Source organism: Cupriavidus sp. TMH.W2, assembly GCF_050847365.1.
Lineage (GTDB): Bacteria > Pseudomonadota > Gammaproteobacteria > Burkholderiales > Burkholderiaceae > Cupriavidus.
The window spans coordinates 2,239,787-2,255,636 of the sequence record NZ_CP193792.1 but is presented as its reverse complement, the minus strand read 5'-3'; the positions used below and the strand labels follow the sequence as shown (position 1 = coordinate 2,255,636).

The following is a 15,850-nucleotide window of genomic DNA, read 5'->3' as shown; positions in this document are numbered from 1 at the left end:
CGGCCCCGCTGCGTGCGGGGCCGGTGTCCGGGCAGCCCGAAACCGGCCCGGACACCGGGCTTCCGCCCAGGCGGGAGCGGCGACCCCCCTGAATTCCCGACATGGCGACTACCCCCTCCGAGTTCCGCAACGTGCAGCCCCCCAGCAGGCTTGGCGACATCCTGTTCGGCGGCCTGACGCGTGGCGCCGCCATCGTGACGCTGCTGCTGCTGGGCGGCATCATCGTTTCGCTGGCGATCAGCGCCTGGCCTTCCATCCAGACTTTCGGCGCGCGCTTCCTGTGGACTGCGGAATGGGATCCTCCCGCTGATGTCTACGGCGCGCTGGTGCCCATCTACGGCACCATCGTGACCTCGCTGATCGCGCTGATCATCGCGGTGCCGGTCAGCTTCGGCATCGCGCTGTTCCTGACCGAGCTGTCGCCGGCCTGGCTGCGCCGCCCGCTGGGCACCGCCATCGAACTGCTGGCCGCGGTGCCGTCGATTGTCTACGGCATGTGGGGCCTGCTCGTGTTCGCGCCGATCTTCGGCGAGTATTTCCAGAAGCCCCTGGCCGCCACGGTGGGCCAGCTGCCGGTGATCGGCAAGCTGTTCCAGGGCGCGCCGCTGGGTATCGGCCTGCTGTGCGCGGGCGTGATCCTGGCGATCATGATCATCCCGTATATCGCTTCGGTGATGCGCGACGTGTTCGAAGTTACCCCGGTGCTGCTCAAGGAATCCGCCTACGGCGTGGGCTGCACCACCTGGGAAGTGATGTGGAACGTGGTGCTGCCCTACACCCGCGCCGGCGTGATCGGCGGCGTGATGCTGGGCCTGGGCCGCGCGCTGGGCGAGACCATGGCCGTCACCTTCGTGATCGGCAACACCAACCTGCTGGACAGCGCCTCGCTGTTCTCGCCGGGCAACAGCATCACCTCGGCGCTCGCCAATGAATTTGCCGAAGCCGGCGCCGGCCTGCATACCGCCGCGCTGATGGAACTGGGCCTGATCCTGTTCTTCATCACCTTCGTGGTGCTGGCGTTGTCCAAATTGCTGCTGCTGCGACTGGCAAAGAATGAGGGAACCAAATGAGCCACGCGAGCCAAGCCCGAGCCGTGCCTAGCTCTACCGTATCGGTCCCGGCGGTCCGCCCCGACGCGGACGCCATCCGCACCCGCCTGCAGGCGCGCCGCCGCCGCACCAACTTCTATGCGCTGACCGCCTCGCTGGCGGCCATGGGCTTCGGCCTGTTCTGGCTGGCGTGGATCCTGTGGACCACCGTCACGCTGGGCGTGGGCGGCCTGTCGCTGGACCTGTTTACGCAGATGACGCCAGCGCCCAATACCGCCGGCGGCGGCCTCGCCAACGCCATCTTCGGCAGCTTCGTGATGGTCGGCATGGCCACGCTGTTCGGCACGCCGCTGGGCATCCTGGCCGGCATCTATCTGGCCGAGTACGGCAAGAGCTCGCCGCTGGCCAGCTTTATCCGCTTTATCAACGATATCCTGCTGTCGGCGCCGTCGATCGTGATCGGCCTCTTTGTCTACGCGCTGGTGGTGACCCGCATGGGCCACTTCTCGGGCTGGGCCGGGATCTGCGCGCTGGCGCTGCTGCAGGTGCCGATTGTGGTGCGCACCACCGAGAACATGCTGAACCTGGTGCCCAACGCGCTGCGCGAGGCCGCCTTCGCACTCGGCACGCCCAAGTGGAAGATGGTGCTGTCGATCACGGTGAAGTCATCCTACGCGGGGATTGTGACCGGCGTATTGCTGGCCGTGGCCCGCATCGCCGGCGAGACCGCGCCGCTGCTGTTCACCGCACTGTCCAACCAGTTCTGGACCAGCGACCTGAACAAGCCAATGGCCAACCTGCCGGTGACGATCTTCCGCTTTGCCATGAGCCCGTTCACCGAATGGCAGCAGCTGGCCTGGGCGGGCGTGTTTCTGATTACGGTCGGTGTGCTGGCCCTGAATATCCTGGCGCGCATCCTGTTCAAGAAATAACCGGCGCGGCCGCTGATCCGTCCCGCCCCAAAGACTGCAAGCGAGAAAACGCAATGACCTCCACCGTCATCGACATTCCCGATTCGGTACGCGCCAAGATCGACGTGCGCAACCTGAACTTCTACTACGGCCAGTTCCATGCGCTGAAAGACATCAACATGTCGATCCCGGACCGCAAGGTCACGGCCTTCATCGGACCGTCGGGCTGCGGCAAGTCGACGCTGCTGCGCACCTTCAACAAGATGTACGCGCTCTATCCCGAGCAGCGCGCCGAGGGTGAGATCAACATGGACGGCGACAACCTGCTGACCGCGCGCCAGGACATCGCCCTGCTGCGTGCCAAGGTCGGCATGGTGTTCCAGAAGCCGACGCCGTTCCCGATGTCGATCTACGACAACATTGCCTTCGGCGTGCGCCTGTTCGAAAAGCTGTCGCGCTCGGAGATGGACGACCGCGTGGAATGGGCGCTGACCAAGGCCGCGCTGTGGAACGAGGCCAAGGACAAGCTGCACCAGTCGGGCTACGGCCTGTCCGGCGGCCAGCAGCAGCGCCTGTGCATCGCGCGCGGCATCGCCATCCGCCCCGAAGTGCTGCTGCTGGACGAGCCGTGCTCGGCGCTTGACCCGATCTCCACCGGCCGCATCGAAGAGCTGATCGCGGAGCTGAAGGACGAGTACACCGTGGTGATCGTTACGCACAATATGCAGCAGGCCGCGCGCTGCTCGGACTACACCGCCTACATGTACCTGGGCGAGCTGATCGAGTTTGGCGAGACCGAAAAGATCTTCATCAAGCCGCACCGCAAGGAAACGGAAGACTACATTACCGGCCGCTTTGGCTGATTCGGGCTGATTGTTACCGCAGGGCGTAGCATATCCATAAGCGGCCAGGAGAATTCCATGACTGACAAACACCTGTCGACCCAGTTCGACGCAGACCTCAACGCGATCAACACCAAGCTGCTGCAGATGGGCGGGTTGGTCGAGTCGCAGATCGAGTTCGCCATGCGCGCGCTCGCCGACTTCGACGGCGAGATTGCCGACCAGGTCATTGCCCGCGAACAGCAGCTCAACGCGCTGGAAGTCGAGATCGATGCCGATTGCGGCAACATCATCGCCCGGCGCCAGCCGACCGCGCGCGACCTGCGCCTGGTGATGGCCATCTCCAAGACCATCACCAACCTGGAGCGCGCCGGCGACGAGGCCGAGAAGATCGCCAAGCGCACCAAGCACATCATGGAAGACGCGTCGGCGCACAGCATCAACTATGCCGAGGTCAAGCTCTCGGGCGAGATGGCGATCTCGCTGCTGCGCCAGGCGCTGGACGCGTTTGCCCGCCTGGACACCGTGGCGGCGGCCCGCATCGTCAAGGACGACAAGGCCATCGACGAGGAATTCCGCGGCTTCGTGCGCAAACTGATCACGTACATGATGGAAGACCCGCGCACCATCTCGGTCGCGCTGGATTTCCTGTTTATTGCCAAGGCTGTGGAGCGCATCGGCGATCACGCCAAGAACATCGCGGAATTCATCATTTACATTGTCAAGGGGACGGATGTCCGCCATGTCTCGCGCGAGGAACTGGAGCGCGAAGCGCTGAGCTGAACTCAGCCGCCCACGGAGAACAATACACATGCCAAGCAGTATTCTCGTTGTCGAAGACGAACCGGCGATCGCCGAACTGATCGCCGTGAACCTGCAGCACGCGGGGCACTATCCGATCCGGGCCTACAACGCCGAGCAGGCGCTGTCGCTGATGAGCGACGTGCTGCCTGACCTGGTGCTGCTGGACTGGATGCTCCCGGGCAAGTCGGGCGCGAACTTCGCCAAGGAGTTGCGGGCCAACGACCGCACCCGCCAGATCCCGATCATCATGCTGACCGCGCGCGGCGAAGAGCAGGACAAGGTGATGGGGCTTGAGGCCGGCGCCGACGACTACGTCACCAAGCCGTTCTCGCCCAAGGAACTGCTGGCGCGGATCAAGGCCGTGCTGCGCCGCCGTGCGCCGCAGCTGACTGACGACGTGGTGGCCATCAACGGCCTGCGCCTCGACCCGGCCACGCACCGCGTCACCGGCCAGGACGACAGCGGCCCGATCAAGCTGGACCTCGGGCCGACCGAGTTCCGCCTGCTGCACTTCCTGATGACGCATCCGGAGCGCGTGCACAGCCGGTCGCAATTGCTCGACCAGGTCTGGGGCGACCATGTGTTTGTCGAGGAACGCACTGTCGATGTCCATATCAAGCGCCTGCGCGCCGCGCTGACCCCCGGCGGCTACAGCAATATGATCGAAACCGTGCGCGGCAGCGGCTACCGCCTGGCGCGCACGCCCGGCGCCTGAGGCGCTGGCCAGGCCCACGCTGCTGGCAGGGCGCGGCGAAATCGTGGCACACTCCGTCGCAACCCTGCAGCCGGCACCCTTGGCCGGCTGCGAGCCTGAACCCTGCGCATGAACGTCATCTGGGCCCGTTCCGCGGCCATCCTGATCTGCCTGCTGGTGCTGTCCGCCGGTATCTACCTGGCCGTGGGCCCGGTGCCGGCGCTGGCGCTGGCCTGCGTCTCGCTGTTCGGGCTGCTGGCCTACTACCTGTACCAGATCAACCGCTTGTGGAAAGTGCTGGATGCGCCGGTCTACGGCGAGATTCCCAGCGCGCTCGGCCTGTGGGGCGAGGTGTATTACCGCCTGCACCGGCTGGTCAAGCGCTGGCGCACCCAGGTGCTGCAGGTCGAGCAGCAGCATACGCGCTTTATCCAGGCCATCCAGGCTTCGCCCAACGGCGTGCTGATGCTGGATGACGTCGACCAGATCGAGTGGTGCAACGACGTCGCGGAGCAGCATTTCGGCCTGAACGCGCGGCGCGACGTGCGCCAGCGCATCACCCACCTGATCCGCCGTCCCGAATTCGTCCACTACCTGACGCTGCAGCGTTTCGACGACCCGCTGGTGATGCGCGACATGGGCGAGCACAAGCACAGCGTGATCGCGGTGCAGATCCTGCCCTACGGCGACAACCGCAAGCTGGTGATCACACAGGACATCACCAAGCTCGAGAACACCGAGTCGATGCGGCGCGATTTCGTCGCCAACGTCTCGCACGAACTGAAGACGCCGCTGACAGTGCTGACCGGCTTTCTTGAAACCGTGCGCGATCTGCCGGTATCCGAGGACGACCGGCGCCGCTACATCGACATGATGCTGGCGCAGTCGGTGCGCATGCAGAGCATCGTCGAAGACCTGCTGGCGCTGGCCAAGCTGGAAAGCGATGCGCAGCCGCCCGGCAATGACATCGTGCCGATCCGGGCGATGGTGGCGCACCTGACCCACGACGCCGAAGCCCTGTCGCAGGGCCGGCACCAGGTCGCGGCCGAGGTCGACCCGACCGTGGGCATGCGCGGCGCCGAGACCGAATTGCTGTCGGCGCTGGGCAACCTCGTGTCGAACGCGGTGCGCTACACGCCTGACGGCGGGCGCATCACCATCAGGCTGGCCTGGGAAGATGGCCATGCGGTGTTTTCGGTGGCCGATACCGGACTGGGCATCGCGCCCGAGCATATTCCCCGGCTGACCGAACGCTTCTACCGCGTGGACCGCAGCCGCTCGCGCGATACCGGCGGCACCGGGCTGGGGCTGGCCATCGTCAAGCACGTGCTGTCGCGCCACCATGCGGATTTGCGCGTGACCAGCGAAGTGGGCCGGGGCAGCGTGTTCCGGGTGATCTTCCCGCTCGAGCGCAGCCTGCGTTTTGCCGGCGAGGGCGCGGACACACCAGCGCCAGGCGCGGGTCCCACGTTACCGCCGCAGGCGCCGGATACGTCGCGGCGCGCCGCCTGAGCCCAAACGAAAATCCCGCCTTGGCGGTAATGCTGTTCAGTTAAGGTATCAAACGCTACTGTCATTCCCGCGCAGGCGGGAATCCAGCGTCTTTCACGTCCCGTTCGGGGATGAAGTCACTGGGTTCCCGCCTGCGCGGGAACGACGGTGGTTAACTGAACGGCATTACCGCCTTGGCGGGGTTTTCGGGCCCCTCAGGGCGTGCCCCCGAACATCACCAGCATATCGTTCTGGCTCACATGCGGATGCTTGGACCGTGTCTGCTTGCGCTCATAGTTGCCGTCTGGCTGCATGATCCACGCCGAGGCGTTGTCGCGCAGATGCACCTGCAGGCTTTCCTTGATGACTCGCGCCTTCAGTGTCTTGTCCAGCACCGGGAAGGCAACTTCCACCCGGCGGAACAGGTTGCGGTCCATCCAGTCGGCGCTGGACAGGTACAGCACCTCCTCGCCGCCGGCGTGGAAGTAATAGACCCGGTGGTGCTCCAGGAAGCGCCCGATGATCGAGCGCACCGAGATGTTCTCGGACATGCCCGGCACGCCCGGCATCAGCGCGCACACGCCGCGCACGATCAGGTCGATCTTCACCCCCGCGCGCGAGGCCTTATACAGCTCGTCGATGATCGACGGCTCCAGCAGCGCGTTCATCTTGGCGATGATGCGCGCCGGCTTGCCGGCGCGCGCGTTGCGGGCCTCGGCGCGGATATGGTCGACCAGGTTGCTCTGCATGGTGAAGGGCGACTGCCACAGGTGGTTCAGCCGGATGGTGCCGGCGGTGCCGGTCAGCAGCTGGAACACATGGTGCACGTCTTCGCAGATGGCCTCGTCGGCCGTCAGCAGGCCGAAATCGGTATAGAGCCGGGCCGTGCGCGGGTGGTAATTGCCGGTGCCAAGGTGGGCGTAGCGCCGCAGCTTGACCTGCTTGGCCTTGGGGCCGGTGGGCTCGCGCCGCACGATCAGCAGCATCTTGGCGTGGCACTTGTGGCCGACCACGCCGTAGATCACGTGGGCGCCGGCGGTCTCCAGGCGCTCGGCCCAGTTGATATTGGTTTCCTCGTCAAAGCGCGCCAGCAGCTCGACCACCACCGTCACTTCCTTGCCGTTGCGGGCGGCGGTCATCAGCGCTTCCATCACCAGCGATTCGTTGCCGGTGCGGTAGACCGTCTGCTTGATCGCGACCACGTTGGGGTCGGCCGCCGCCAGCTGCAGCAGGTCGAGCACGGAACTGAAGCTCTCGTACGGGTGGTGCAGCAGCACGTCCTGCTGGCGCATCACGTCGAACATCGATGCGCCGCCGGAAAAGACCTTGACCGGGGCCGGCACGTACGGCGCGAACTTCAGTGCGGGCCGATCGACCATGTCGGGGATCTGCATCAGCCGCACCAGGTTCACCGGGCCGGAAACCCGGTACAGGTCCTGCTCCGACAGGCCCGATTCCAGCAGCAGCCGGCGCGCCAGTGAGGCGGGGGTATCGGACGAGACTTCCAGCCGCACCGTGTCGCCGAAATGGCGCGTGGGCAGTTCGCCCTGCAGCGCCTCGCGCAGGTCGGTGATCTCGTCTTCGGAGACGAACAGGTCGGAGTTGCGCGTGACGCGGAACTGGTAGCAGCCGTGCACGGCGATGGCGGGGAACAGCTCATGCACGAAGCCCTGCATGAACGACGACAGCATCACAAAGCCGTACGGGTAGCCCGACAGCTTTTCCGGCATTTTGACCACGCGCGGCAGCGCACGCGGCGCCTGCACGATGGCCAGATCGGCGTCGCGCCCGAAGGCGTCCTTGCCGGACAGCTCCACCACGAAGTTCAGGCTCTTGTTGAGCACGCGGGGGAAGGGGTGGGCCGGGTCCAGTGCGATCGGCGTCAGCACCGGCGCCAGTTCGCGCTGGAAGAACTCGCGCGCCCATTCGCGCTGGGCGTCGGTCCAGGTGGTGGTCAGGTGGAAAAAGACCCCTTCTTTTTCAAGAAGTGGAAAAATGGTGTTCTGCAGCATGTCATACTGCGAAGCCACAAGCCGTTGCGTGCGCTCGGTGACAAGCTGGTAGCTCTGCTGGAACGAGAGGCCATCCGGCGTCAGGCCCGACGCGTTGTCGCGCATCTGTTCCTTCAGGCCCGCCATGCGGATTTCAAAGAACTCGTCCAGGTTGCTGGACACGATGCAGATGAATTTCAGCCGCTCCAGCAGCGGGACCTTGGGGTCCGCGGCTTGCGCCAGCACGCGGGCATTGAATTCCAGGATGCCCAGTTCGCGGTTGAGCAGCGTGCTGGACGGAGTCGTCGACATGAGCATGGCCTTCTTTTGGTAATGTGGCGACTTTTTCATAAGAAAGTGTCACTTTTATGACAGTTTGATTTTGTCATGATGCAGACATCACAACGACATATTTTTCCCGGGCGCGAACGCCGGCAGGCCAAGGCACCAGAGTGCACCTGCCGCGCCACGCAACGCCAACGCGAATCAGCCCTCCCAAGCACACGATGAACAACACTCCACGCCTGCTGGCCGCCGTCGACATGGGTTCGAACAGCTTCCGCCTGATGATCGGGCGGGTGGACGAGACCCCCACGGCCAACGGCCCGGCCAGCCAGATCTTCCAGGTCGACGCGCTGCGCGAGCCGGTCCGGCTGGCCGCCGGTCTGACGCCCGACAAATACCTGGACCAGCCCGCGCGGCGCCGCGGCATCGACGCGCTGCGGCGCTTCGGCGACCGCCTGCGCGAGTTCGCGCCGGGCCAGGTGCGCGCCGTGGCCACCAACACCCTGCGCGTGGCCAAGAATGCGTCCGAGTTCCTGATCGAGGCCGAAAGCGCGCTCGGCTTCCCGATCGAAGTGATCGCCGGGCGCGAAGAAGCGCGCCTGATCTACCTCGGGGCCTCCCACGATGCGCCGGCGTGTCAGGGCAACCGGCTGGTGGTCGATATCGGGGGCGGCTCGACCGAGTTCATCATCGGCAGCGGCTACCAGTCCAAGCTGATGGAAAGCCTCTATATCGGCTGCGTATCGCATAGCCGCCAGTTCTTTCCCAGCGGCAACGTCGACGAATACGCGATGAAGCAGGCCGAGCTGGCCGCGCGCCGCGAGATCCAGGTGCTGGTGCGCCAGTACCGTGCCGCGGGATGGCAGCAGGCGGTGGGCTCGTCAGGCACCGCGCGCGCGCTGGCCGAGCTGATCGAGCTGAACGGCATGAACGACAGCACCTCCGAGCACGGCATCACGCGCGAAGGGCTGGAACGCCTCAAGCGCGCGCTGATCAAGGCCGAGAACACCAACCGCGTCAAGCTGACCGGCCTCAAGCCGGACCGCATCCCGGTGCTGCCGGGCGGGCTCTCGATCATGCTCGGCGTGTTTGCCGAACTCGATATCGAGCGCATGGACGTGACCGACGGCGCGCTGCGGCTGGGCGTGCTGTACGACCTGCTCGGACGCAGCCATCACGAGGACATGCGCACGGTCACGGTGGACCAGTTCATGCGCCGCTACGGCGTGGACCGGGCCCAGTCCGGCCGCGTGCGCCGCGCCGCGCAGACGCTGCTGTCACAGTTTCCGGAGCCGGTCAACGAACGGCGCGAGGACAACCTGGCGCTGCTGGGCTGGGCCGCCAGCCTGCATGAGACCGGCATGTCGATCTCGCACAGCGGCTACCACAAGCATTCGGCCTATATCGCCACGCATGCCGACATGCCGGGCTTCTCCAAGACCGACCAGGCGCGGCTGGCAACGCTGCTGCTGGGCCACGCGGGCAAGCTCGGCAAGCTGTCGGGCAGCGGCAAGTTTGTCGACTGGCGCATGCTGTTCAGCCTGCGCCTGGCCTTTGTGCTGTGCCGCCGCCGCTCGGACGTGGCCTTGCCCGATATCCGCGTGAGCCAACTGACCGAAGCGCTGGATGAAGGCTTCACGGTGCGCTTGCCGAAGGCGTGGATCGAGGCCAATCCACTGATCGAATACAGCCTGGCGCAGGAGGCTGACGAGTGGCAGCGGATCGGCAAGCGCTACAAGGTGATTTACGACTGAAGCGGAAGCAAAAAAGCAGGGCGGCCGCCGATATGGCGGCCGCAAGCGGAAGGGATCTGGCGCGACGCCGCTCAGGCGGCGTTGTTCAGGCCCAGGAAGTGGCGGGCGTAGCGAGGGTTCATGTCGTTCACGCGCAGCAGCGTGAGGAAGTCCGCCACGTTGAAGTCGGGATCCCAGGCCGGCTGGCCGCAGATCTTCGCGCCCAGGCGCAGGTAGCCCTTGATCAGCGCGGGCGGCTCGACGTCCAGCTGCTGGTTCAGGTCTTCCACCGGCAGCGGCAGGCGCGGGAAGGCGTGGTATTCGATCGGCGCCAGCGAGCGCTCGCTGAACAGCCGGTGCAGGCTGGCCGCGTAGTGCCCGCCGTCGCTCATCGGCACGCTGGCGCAGCCCAGCATCGACTCGATGCCCCAGCGTTGCAGGTATTCGCCCAGCCCGCCCCACAGCGCCATGATGACGCTGCCGGAGCGGTAGTCGCGATGCACGCACGAGCGGCCCAGTTCCAGCATCTTGGGGCGCAGGTGGGCCAGGCGCACCAGGTCGAATTCCGATTCCGCGTACAGGCAGCCCAGGCGCTTGGCCTGGTGCGGCGGCAGCACGCGGTAGGTGCCGACCACGCGCAGCGTGGTCATGTCGCGCACGATCAGGTGGTCGCAGTAGGCATCGAACATGTCGATGTCCAGCTCCGGCACCGAAGACGTCAGGCGCGCGCCCATCTCCTCGGCAAAGACCTTGTAGCGCAGGCGCTGGGCCTCGACTACTTCATCCTGGTGGCGCGCCCACGCCACGCTGAGAACAGGCGACTCATGTGCCGGTGTATCTGATTGGCGATGAAGACGCCTCCGCGCCGTCTGGCCGAGGCCATTGGGCAGAGAGTCGAAGAGCGGCTGGGTTGGCGTCGGCAGATCTCGCATCAGTATGTCCTTTTGGTGACGAAACTGTTGCGATGCAATGTAGTGAGGGCGGGTGACAGTGCCGTGACCCGGCGATGACGGTTCCGTGACGTCGTTAGCCAGGGCGGGGCGCCGGGATGCATCCGGCGGCGAATCGGGCAGCGAATTGCGGTCCTCGCCAGCAATCCGGCGAGCGGCGGGGTCATTCATGGGGAATCTCCGTGACACCTGCAAGCGGCGCCAGGAAGGGGCGCCGGGGCCACTTTAGTAGGGAGGGATTCCGCCCGCCATCAGCTATTTCTGATTTTGGCGGGCCAGGATGAGCCAGGCGCCGTCAGCCGGCACCCGCAAAGCCGCAGGCAGGGTTCAAAGGAATTCGGGGTTGATGACCGCGCGCAGCACGGTCTGGGCCTCGCTCTCGCGCGTACGGCCGGTCAGCCACCAGATGCCGCTCTTGCGCACGCTCCAGTTCATTTCCGAGCCGGCCAGCAACAGGCTGGCGACGCGGCCGATCCATGGCTGGTGCCCGACCACCACCACGTGCTCGGGGCGCTCCGGCCATTCGACGGCGGCCAGCACGGCGCTGACGTCGGCGCCGGGTGCCAGGGCATCCACGATTTCAGGCTCGCTGGCCAGTGCCGCCGCGGTTTCGCGGGTGCGCAGGGCGGGGCTGCACAAGACGCGGGTATCGGCCGGCAGATGCGCGCGCAGCCATCTGGCCGAGACTTCCGCCTGCTTGCGGCCGCGGCGCGTCAGCGGACGCTGCAGGTCCGCATGCCGGCTCAGGCTGAGCGCATCGGGGAGGTCTTCCGCTTCGGCGTGGCGCCACAGGATCAGGTTCATGTCGGGCTGAGCGATGGGGATGATTCGAGTATGGTGAAGCGGCCCGACCGGCGCAAGCGCCCGCTTGCCCGTTCCACCGGCACCGGCATGGCCTGGCGCGGGCGACGCGTAAACGAAAGCAGGCTGCCGGTCGGGCAGCCCGCAAGTGTGTCCGGGCGCGGTGTCAGCGGCGTGACAGCGCGTCGGCGCACCACGGCAACGGCGCGGGCGACGGGCGCGAATGCGGCGTCGCCGGGGCCGTTCGGAAACTCAGGACTTGTGGCGGAAGTTGATGCGTCCCTTGGTCAGGTCGTAGGGCGACATTTCCAGGGTGACACGGTCGCCGGCCAGGATACGGATGCGGTGCTTCTGCATCTTGCCCGAAGCGTATGCCCAGATTTCGACGCCGTTTTCCAGCGTGACACGATAGCGGTTGTCAGGCAGGGCTTCCGACACCACGCCGCCAAATTCAATGAGTTCTTCCTTAGCCAATCTGTCTTCCTTTTCGGCAGCCCGCGAAGGCTGCATGGTTGCGTTATCAAAAATCCTGTTCGGTTCGCCCGGCCCGGCGCGGAACCGCGGCGCATTTCGCCGTCGCGGCGAACTGCGCCTTGGGGTTGTTCGGGGCAGGCTCACGCGGACTGCGGCGCGTGGCGCCTGATTGCTCGGTGTCAGCGGTATTGCCCGACGGGCGCGGATAGCTTGGGCGATTACCTTGCCGCGGACGGCCGGAGAGACCGTGTGCTTCGCGGAGCAGGCGGGCAGGTGTACCCGGTGGTTCGCCAGTTTGGTGTCGTCGCGGATGGCCCGCGCCGGCGGCTGCTGTTCGCTCGCAAGAGCGCGCTGGTGAGAACGCCCGGTTACAGGGATGCTCGGACACCCCGGGGGCTACTTTGACATTGTACCACGTACGCAGTTGCAGCATGGCCACTTCGTCGGTTGCACCTTCGTTGCTGGCCGGCAATAAATGTGCTTAAAGCACTACTCAAAGAAGTCAGGACGGCTTGGTATTTGCCTCGTATGAGCTAGAACTGACTTGTACGGCCTTGCCGGGCCGGATCTCGCAAGGAGACTGCCATGGAACTCCATCTGGAATCGCATCGCTATGTCCGCTGCCGGCCCGACTGGCGGGCCGCGGTGCTGGCGGGGCTGATTGCCGGCGCGGTCTACATGGTGCTGGAGTTGCTGACCGCGCGCTTTCTGCTGTACCAGGGCGCCTGGGGGACCGTGAAAATGGTCGCGGCGATCATTCTGGGGCGCGAGGCGCTGTCGGCGGATGCCTTCAACTGGACCGTCGTGCTGGCCGCGGGCACGGTGCACTTCGGCCTGTCTATCATCCTGGCGGCGGTGCTGGCCCTGATCCTGTCGTCGTTCCGGCTGGATTCCAGCCTGGGCCTGGCCTCGCTGGTCGGCATCGCGTTCGGCGTGGTGGTGTACCTGATCAATTTCTACGTGCTCGGGCGCTATCTCAACTGGTTCGACGAGGCTCGCGGCTGGGAAAGCCTGTTCGCCCATGCGCTGTTCGGGCTGGTCGCGGCCGATGTGTACTGCAACCTTGAGCGGCGGCGCAACGATGCGGCGGGCCAGCATCCCGCCTGAACCGCTTAACCCATCTGGTCGATATGACGTACAACGCCCCCGCACTAACCTTGAGGAAAACGATCACAGCGGCTGCCGCCAACCAGGCCTGCGGGCAGCCACACCGGAGTGCCCATGCGGGTCGCCATCGTCAGTACCGAAACCACCGGGCCCATGCCAGCTGATGAGCCCGTCAGCATCGGCTTGTTGCTGGTCGAGGTGGCGCCGCGCGTGGGCAGGCTGTTGCGGGAGGTCGCCAGCTATTACGGCTCACAGGAGCCCGCTGTGCCGATCAGCGCGGCTGCCACCGGCACCCACGGGCTGACCGCGGAGATGCTGCGCGGCCGCCGCTTTGACGTCGACGCCATCCGTGCCATTGTCGACGACGCCGACGTGCTGGTCGCACACGGTGCGGATTTCAACTCGAAGATGCTGGAGAAGGTGCTGCCCGACATCCGGCACAAGTCCTGGCGCTGCTCGGTGCGACAGGTGCGCTGGTCCCGCTTGTTCCACGTCCCCGACCACAAGCTCGATACCCTGTGCGAGCATCTGCATATCTTCCGGCCGCGTCCGCAGGTCGCCCTGGACGATTGCCTCGCGCTGTCCAAGCTGCTGTTCCGGCCGATGGGGGGTGCCGGCCCGCCAACGCCCATGAGCTTCCTGTTGGCCGAGCCCGATTTTGTGCCGCGCGCGGCCATCAGCGCGTCCGCGCAAGCTGCCGCCGAGTCCGCGGCGACGGATCGATCAGACGCCGTGCCGTCCTGGATGCCGCAAGTCGATACCAGCCGTGATGGGCCCGGCCGGGGGCTCGTCATTGCTGCCGTGGTGCTAATGCTGTTCGCTGGGGCACTGATCTGGCCGGATTTGTAGTTGTGATAAGTGATGCGGCCGGCCTCTGGGGATGAGCGGAAGTTGCTGCGGAAAAGAAAAACGGCTTGGATCTTCCGATCCAAGCCGTTGTTTCCACTACATATTTCTGGTCGGAGCGATAGGATTCGAACCTACGACCCTCTGATCCCAAATCAGATGCGCTACCAGGCTGCGCTACGCTCCGAAGCCCGCGATTGTAGCGCGCTCCCCGGAGTGTGGTCAATCTGAAGTAATGCAGCCCGCTTTGGCCTCCTCAACTCTGTTATCCGGCTCCCCCTTCTGGCGGGGGCGCTTTGGCTTGACTTGGGTTTGCGCGCTGCGATAATCCCGCACACCGCTCAAGTCCGACCGGCGTGCTGTTGGGAACGCCCGGTTGGCGTATTTCCTTCCGGACTGACCTGATCACCAAAACAAGGACGGCGCTCCCGCCCCCGGCGAGCGGCCCGGTGTGCTTGCGTTTGCCGGCTGGCGGCGCCGGCCGGCCTGAAGCGGGATGTGCGGCAATTGATAACAACGGTCCGGTACAGGACCGGCAAAGAAGCAGGGAAGCGCGGTGCCATGCGGAGCGCCGCTTGTTGCCTTGGACGGGAATAAAGATGTTTCAGTCGCACATAGTTGTGCTCATCGCAGGGTTGTTTGCCCTGCAGATGGGGGTGGTTTGCGTCGTATTGCGCCGGTCGTCAGGCATGGATCGCAGCGGCCTGACGTCTTGGGCGCTGGGGAGCGTGCTGGCGGCGCTTGCCGCGGCCCTGGCGGCGGTGCAGGAACTGCGCCCGATGTGGCTGGTGCGGGAGTCGACAGACCTGGCGCTGCTGGCGGCGCTCTCGGTGATGGTGGTGGGAGCGCGTCACTTCGCGGGACGGTCCGGCCGTGCCACGCTGTTGCTGGCGCTGAACCTGGCGGCCGCGGCTGGGGTGGCCTGGCATGACCTGGCGCCGCAGTACCTGGGGGTGCCGGTGGCCCTGCCGGAGTTGGCGCCGCTGCTGAGCGCGTGCCACATCGTGGTGCTGCTGGACCTGGCACGCAGTGTCATTCGGTCAGTGCCCGCCACGCGCGGCACGGGCCGGCTGGCGGCGTTGTCGCTGGCATTGATCGTGATCGCGGCGGCGGCCATCAATGCATGGACCGTGTCGCTGCCGCTGGCGGTGGTGGCGCAGGACGGCGCCTGGCCGCGGTCGATGCCGTGGGACGGCGAGCTCGCCATGCTCAATGTCTTTGCCCTGGTGGGCGTGTCGGTCAGCTTTGCGCTGATGGCGCACGACCGGCTGCGCCGCATGCTGGAGCGGCGCGCGCGGCATGATGACCTGACCGACGTGCTGCTGCGCGGCGCATTCTGGGAAGCGCTCGAGGCGGCATGCCTGCGCGCCGAGCGGCAACGCAAGCCGCTGACGGTGGCCTTTGTCGATCTCGATCACTTCAAGGCCATCAACGATGTCTATGGCCACCTTGCGGGCGATAGCGTGCTGCGGCATTTCGCCGGGCTGCTGCGCAAGACGGGTGGCCAGGTCGATGTGGTGGGGCGCCTCGGTGGAGAGGAATTTGCCATCGTGATGCCGGACACTGCGCTGGAGCAGGGCCGGCTGGCCTGCCTGCAGCTGGCCACGGCGGTGCGCGCCACGCCGTGTCCGTCCGAGCCTGACCCGATCGCCTATACCGTCAGCATCGGCGTGGCCTCGCGCCAGCCCGGCGAAGGCGCCGATGCCCTGATGCGCCGAGCCGACCGCGCGCTGTATGACGCCAAGCTGAAGGGGCGCAATTGCGTGTCGCTGCACCCGGCGGGGGCCGATGGCGTTGCCGACCCCGCGCCCGATGGCCGCTATGTCACGCGCGGCCAGCCGCGGGTGGCGTCCTGACACTTGCTCCTTGTCA

Annotated in this window: 14 protein-coding genes and 1 tRNA gene; 10 read left to right on the top strand and 5 right to left on the bottom strand. The window is 65.9% G+C overall.

Annotated features, from left to right (window positions below; translation table 11 throughout):
• Window positions 1-101: 101 nt before the first annotated feature.
• The 6 genes from pstC to phoR all read left to right on the top strand — a co-directional run bounded on the left by pstC (window position 102) and on the right by phoR (window position 5,812).
• Window positions 102-1,070, top strand: a complete 969-nt coding sequence (gene pstC / locus ACREYQ_RS10340) for a phosphate ABC transporter permease PstC (protein WP_432257533.1) — start codon at window positions 102-104, stop codon at window positions 1,068-1,070.
• A complete protein-coding gene (gene pstA / locus ACREYQ_RS10335; protein WP_432257532.1) occupies window positions 1,067-1,981 on the top strand; it encodes a phosphate ABC transporter permease PstA in 915 nt (304 codons plus the stop codon). The genes pstC and pstA overlap by 4 nt, the downstream gene beginning before the upstream one ends.
• 53 nt (window positions 1,982-2,034) lie before the next feature.
• Entirely contained in the window at window positions 2,035-2,823 is a 789-nt protein-coding gene (gene pstB, locus ACREYQ_RS10330) for a phosphate ABC transporter ATP-binding protein PstB (RefSeq protein WP_010814309.1), read from the top strand.
• Between the two features lie 57 nt (window positions 2,824-2,880).
• A complete protein-coding gene (gene phoU / locus ACREYQ_RS10325; RefSeq protein WP_432257531.1) occupies window positions 2,881-3,585 on the top strand; it encodes a phosphate signaling complex protein PhoU in 705 nt (234 codons plus the stop codon).
• A 28-nt stretch (window positions 3,586-3,613) separates the two neighbouring features.
• Window positions 3,614-4,321, top strand: coding sequence for a phosphate regulon transcriptional regulator PhoB (gene phoB / locus ACREYQ_RS10320; protein ID WP_022535813.1), 708 nt, complete (start codon window positions 3,614-3,616; stop codon window positions 4,319-4,321).
• 108 nt (window positions 4,322-4,429) lie between these two features.
• Window positions 4,430-5,812 (top strand): phosphate regulon sensor histidine kinase PhoR, encoded by a 1,383-nt coding sequence (phoR, locus tag ACREYQ_RS10315; RefSeq protein WP_432257530.1) that lies wholly within the window; start codon window positions 4,430-4,432, stop codon window positions 5,810-5,812.
• Window positions 5,813-6,006: 194 nt separating this feature from the next.
• Here the strand turns inward: phoR and ppk1 are convergent, their stop codons facing one another.
• Window positions 6,007-8,133, bottom strand: a complete 2,127-nt coding sequence (gene ppk1, locus ACREYQ_RS10310; RefSeq protein WP_432257529.1) for a polyphosphate kinase 1 — start codon at window positions 8,131-8,133, stop codon at window positions 6,007-6,009.
• 155 nt (window positions 8,134-8,288) lie between these two features.
• Between ppk1 and ppx the strand changes: the two genes are divergently transcribed.
• Window positions 8,289-9,821, top strand: a complete 1,533-nt coding sequence (gene ppx / locus ACREYQ_RS10305) for an exopolyphosphatase (protein ID WP_432257528.1) — start codon at window positions 8,289-8,291, stop codon at window positions 9,819-9,821.
• A 71-nt stretch (window positions 9,822-9,892) separates the two neighbouring features.
• Here ppx and ACREYQ_RS10300 read toward each other — a convergent pair whose 3' ends face one another.
• From ACREYQ_RS10300 to infA, 3 genes are all read right to left on the bottom strand, one after another.
• On the bottom strand, window positions 9,893-10,732 hold the full coding sequence (locus ACREYQ_RS10300; RefSeq protein ID WP_432257527.1) for a GNAT family N-acetyltransferase: 840 nt from the start codon (window positions 10,730-10,732) through the stop codon (window positions 9,893-9,895).
• 345 nt (window positions 10,733-11,077) lie between these two features.
• A complete protein-coding gene (locus ACREYQ_RS10295) occupies window positions 11,078-11,554 on the bottom strand; it encodes a SixA phosphatase family protein (protein ID WP_432257526.1) in 477 nt (158 codons plus the stop codon).
• Between the two features lie 249 nt (window positions 11,555-11,803).
• Window positions 11,804-12,025 (bottom strand): translation initiation factor IF-1, encoded by a 222-nt coding sequence (infA, locus tag ACREYQ_RS10290; RefSeq protein WP_008641674.1) that lies wholly within the window; start codon window positions 12,023-12,025, stop codon window positions 11,804-11,806.
• Between the two features lie 585 nt (window positions 12,026-12,610).
• Between infA and ACREYQ_RS10285 the strand changes: the two genes are divergently transcribed.
• Entirely contained in the window at window positions 12,611-13,132 is a 522-nt protein-coding gene (locus tag ACREYQ_RS10285; RefSeq protein ID WP_432257525.1) for a hypothetical protein, read from the top strand.
• A gap of 114 nt (window positions 13,133-13,246) precedes the next feature.
• On the top strand, window positions 13,247-13,981 hold the full coding sequence (locus ACREYQ_RS10280) for a DNA polymerase III subunit epsilon (protein ID WP_432257524.1): 735 nt from the start codon (window positions 13,247-13,249) through the stop codon (window positions 13,979-13,981).
• Window positions 13,982-14,088: 107 nt separating this feature from the next.
• Here the strand turns inward: ACREYQ_RS10280 and ACREYQ_RS10275 are convergent.
• Window positions 14,089-14,165: transfer RNA gene (locus tag ACREYQ_RS10275), tRNA-Pro, on the bottom strand.
• Window positions 14,166-14,577: 412 nt separating this feature from the next.
• On the opposite strand from ACREYQ_RS10275, the gene ACREYQ_RS10270 reads away from it, so the two are divergent.
• Window positions 14,578-15,834 carry a GGDEF domain-containing protein gene (locus ACREYQ_RS10270; protein WP_432257523.1) on the top strand — a complete coding sequence of 419 codons (1,257 nt, stop codon included), beginning with the start codon at window positions 14,578-14,580 and terminating at the stop codon, window positions 15,832-15,834.
• The last annotated feature ends 16 nt before the right edge of the window (window positions 15,835-15,850 follow it).